Consider the following 1,063-nt stretch of genomic DNA (forward strand, 5'->3'; position numbering starts at 1 on the left):
GTCCGGCACTGTAAACTTTTTGAGGCGTCCCCGGCAGCAGCCGGTGGGCAGCCGGTGGGCACCAGCGTGCCCCAGTAGCTCAGGGGATAGAGCAGCGGCCTTCTAATCCGCCGGTCGGGGGTTCGATTCCCTCCTGGGGCACAAGAGCAGCGGCTCTGACCTGCACATGTAAGGTCAGAGCCGCTTTTGTTTKACTGGCGCGGCGCGAATCCGCCGCTTACCACCGGACTCAGGTTCCGCATGTCGATATCCGGTGCATCGTCGGCCAGCAACTGAAAGCGCGACATCGTCATCGCGCCGTACAGGGGTGACATACGGGGCCGGAGCGCCACTCGCAAACCGTCACCATCCGAGATGCCCGCACCCGCACATCGGCCGGACGAACACAGAAGGCCCCCGCGGGCTCATCCGCGAGGGCCGTCCTGAAGTTGCTGACTGCTACACGCCAGGCGGCACAGCCGTTGTCGCTCGCCGCGGTCGGCGCCGGGCCGTGATGTACACGGCGATCAGCCACACCCCAATGGGAACAAGCACGATGCCAGTAACGAGCCGCAGCGGGTCGACCGGCATCCATGTGAGGAAGATCGCCGCCCAGATGAGCATGAAGATTCCTGCGACCAGCCCAGGGATGGACGGATTCTTACTCTTACGGATTCCTTCCGATATGTTGCCGATAGTTTCCACCGTACGAGTCTGCACCAACCGCGGCGTCGACGTCGACGCCGTCGCCGAACGCTGGAACCGTTCACACCTCCTGCTGTCCTGCCCTGACGGCGGCCGCGAGCCGCTTCCATTCCAACCAGAACGTCAGATCCACTTGTTGTGTTTGAACGTCAGGTACAGGATCCCGCCCATGCCGATCATGAGCGCCAGTGCCATCGGGTAACCGAAAATCCAGTTGAGTTCGGGCATGTCGTGGAAGTTCATGCCGTAGATCGACGCGATCAGTGTCGGTGCGAACAGGATGGCCGCCCACGACGAGATCCGTTTGACCTGCTCGTTCTGGGCGAAGCTGGACTCCGTCAGGAGGCGCATTTCGTCGTTCTGCCGCTGGGCCACGAGG

The 1,063-nt window shown here is 62.7% G+C and carries 2 protein-coding genes and 1 tRNA gene; 1 reads left to right on the forward strand and 2 read right to left on the reverse strand.

The genetic code is table 11. The annotated features are described in order from the left end of the window. The first annotated feature begins 68 nt into the window (after positions 1–68). Positions 69–141: transfer RNA gene (locus tag AC1DEY_RS23635), tRNA-Arg, on the forward strand. A 297-nt stretch (positions 142–438) separates the two neighbouring features. On the opposite strand, the gene AC1DEY_RS23640 is transcribed toward AC1DEY_RS23635, so the two are convergent. After that, complete coding sequence (locus AC1DEY_RS23640) at positions 439–684, reverse strand: hypothetical protein (protein WP_476870123.1); 246 nt, start codon at positions 682–684, stop codon at positions 439–441. 123 nt (positions 685–807) lie between these two features. Next, a partial coding sequence (locus AC1DEY_RS23645; protein ID WP_476870124.1) for a CorA family divalent cation transporter occupies positions 808–1,063 on the reverse strand: 256 nt, incomplete at its 5' end.

The organism is Arthrobacter sp. 05T47 (assembly GCF_056395825.1).